Origin of the sequence: Halopseudomonas sp., from assembly GCF_041579695.1 — a bacterium.
In the GTDB taxonomy this organism is placed as follows: Bacteria; Pseudomonadota; Gammaproteobacteria; order Pseudomonadales; family Pseudomonadaceae; genus Halopseudomonas.
The window spans coordinates 1-2,424 of sequence record NZ_JBFGFI010000180.1 but is presented as its reverse complement, the minus strand read 5'-3'; the positions used below and the strand labels follow the sequence as shown (position 1 = coordinate 2,424).

The 2,424-nt window shown below is 60.6% G+C and carries 3 protein-coding genes; all 3 read left to right on the top strand.

Going from position 1 to position 2,424, the window contains the following annotated elements; genetic code table 11:
- A partial coding sequence (locus ABYA88_RS16150) for a DUF2066 domain-containing protein (protein WP_373188408.1) occupies positions 1-1,033 on the top strand: 1,033 nt, incomplete at its 5' end.
- Positions 1,034-1,063: 30 nt separating this feature from the next.
- Positions 1,064-2,182 carry an AI-2E family transporter gene (locus ABYA88_RS16145; protein ID WP_373188407.1) on the top strand — a complete coding sequence of 373 codons (1,119 nt, stop codon included), beginning with the start codon at positions 1,064-1,066 and terminating at the stop codon, positions 2,180-2,182.
- A 17-nt stretch (positions 2,183-2,199) separates the two neighbouring features.
- On the top strand, positions 2,200-2,424 hold a 225-nt coding region (locus ABYA88_RS16140; protein ID WP_373188406.1), incomplete at its 3' end, for a DnaA ATPase domain-containing protein.

Genomic DNA, 2,424 nt, shown 5'->3' with positions numbered 1-2,424 from the left:
CCGTCAGGCTGGCACCGAGGCAGTTGACCGCGAGGCGGTGCAGGCTGCCGCGCAGGATCCGCAGGCTTTCATGCGCCGTATTGCCGGTACCGAGGCCGGTGGCGTGAGGATCGATTTCGAGCCCGCAGCAATACGCGGGCTACTCAATGACGCAGGCTTGCCGATGCTCGGACCCAATCGACCAACGGTAATGCTCTGGGCTCTCGAAGAAAGTGCCATGGGTCACGAATTGCTGAGTCAGAGCAGTGACTGGGCGTCAGTCCTGAATGCAGCGGCACAGCGCCGTGCAGTCGCCTTGAGTCTGCCCCTGGCCGATCTGGAAGACCGGGCGCTGGTCGACGTGCAGAACATCCAGCAGGCCGAAGGGGACGCACTGAAGCAGGCCAGTCAGCGCTACGATGCCAGTGCCGTGCTTGCCTTGACCATTGCCGAAACACCTGACACTTCGGTTCTGGACTGGAGCTGGTGGCTCAATGAGCAGTCACAGAATGGCCGTATCACTGCCGAGTCGCCTGCGTCGGCGGCTGACCAACTGATGCTCGAAGTAGCCGATCTGGTATTTGGGCAGTACGCGGTGTCACCGTCGAACTCGACCGGAACATCACGCTGGGAGGTGGTAGTTGAGGGTATCAACACTTTAAATGAATTTGCCGGGCTGCAACGAACCTTGCAGCAACTGGGTAGCAAAGAGGTGCCGAAGGTGCTGAGTGTGAAAGGCGACCAGGTGCGCCTCACCCTAAATTTCGCAGGTAGCGAATCTCAGCTCGAACGGCTGCTCGCTCTGGATCAGCGTCTGCGACGAATGCCCGCTCCCGAGCCCGAGCCCGAGCCCGAGCCAGAAGCGCAGTCTGACCAATCGGCCGCGATAACGACCGACCAGCAGAAGCCGTCGGCCGTAGAGGGCGCCGCTGATGCCGGGCCGGTCGAGCCCGAGCCGATGGATCAGGTCGAAGGTGAGCCCGCCCTCGATGCGCAGCCCGACATGGCGGCGCCCGAGCCGGTGACTAACGTGATGTTCTTCCGCTGGCGCTAAGCCTTTCTCACTCTTTTCAAGGAACCGGAAATGATCACTGATACCCGCTGGTACTGGGCCGCAGGATTGGCGGCACTGGTGCTGATGATCTACCTGCTGCAGCCGATCTTGCCGCCTTTTCTCATCGGTATCCTGCTGGCCTATCTGGGCGACCCGGCGGTCGGCCGCCTGGAGGCCCGCGGCGTTCCCCGGATGGCCGGTGTGGTGGTCGTTTTTGCCGGGGTGACGGCTGTTTTCGCGGTGCTCTTGCTTATACTGATTCCCCTGCTTATTAACGAAATAGGTATCCTGCGCGAGCGTATTCCCGCCATGGTGACCTGGTTTAACCAGACGGCGCTGCCCTGGTTCGAGTCTCGTCTGGACGTTGATGTCAGCAGCTTCCGCCTGGAGAGTGTGACTGACACCATTCGCGAGAATCTGGGCAAGACCGGCGGCATGGTCGGGATGATTCTGCAACAGGCTACGCGTTCGACCATGGCGCTGCTGACCTGGCTGGTCAATCTGGCGATGATTCCGGTGGTTGCGTTCTATCTGATGCGCGACTGGAAGGAAATCATGCAGCGCATCCGCGGCCTGCTGCCACGACAGCACGAGGGGCTGGCAGTAGAGCTGGTGCGCGATTGCGATGAGGTGCTGAGTTCCTTCATTCGCGGTCAGTTGCTGGTGATGCTCTGCCTGGGCATCATCTATTCGCTCGGACTATGGATGCTGGGCCTGGAGCTGGCGCTGCTGATCGGCATGATCGCCGGCCTGGCGAGTATCGTCCCCTACCTTGGTTTCGTTGTCGGCGTTGGTGCGGCCCTGATTGCCGCCATCTTCCAGTACGGCGATCTGTTTCATCTGGTCGCAGTGGTCGCGGTATTCGGTCTTGGTCAGGTGATTGAAAGCACGGTGCTGGTGCCTTTGCTGGTAGGAGACCGTATAGGCCTGCATCCGGTCGCGGTAATTTTTGCGGTGTTGGCCGGCGGTCAGTTGTTTGGTTTTGTGGGAATTCTGCTGGCGTTGCCGATCGCGGCCGTACTCATGGTTCTGGTGCGCTACATGCTGCGTCGCTACAAGGACTCCAGCACCTATCGCGATTCTGACGAAGAGGATAGAGAGCCGGTCGATGCGCAACTGACGACCGAGACCGAGGTGGCTTCCCACTGATGTCGACAGGAATTCCCATGCAGCTGCCGCTAAGCGTCAAGCTGAGCGACGAAGCAACCTTCGGTAATTTCTTCGCCGGCCCCAATGAGCAAGCGGTGAAGGCGGTCGAAGCGCTGGCAGATCTGCATGCCAGTCCGGCGGATTTTTCCCTCTATCTCTGGGGCGCCCCCGGCAGTGGCCGCTCTCATCTGTTGCAGGCAGCCTGCCATCAGATGGTCGAGGCTGGCGGTCTGGCCATGTAT

Excerpts from the sequence above, each read along its gene's own strand:
- ABYA88_RS16145 (WP_373188407.1), top strand. The coding sequence starts at position 1,064 with ATGATCACTGATACCCGCTGGTACTGGGCCGCAGGATTGGCGGCACTG.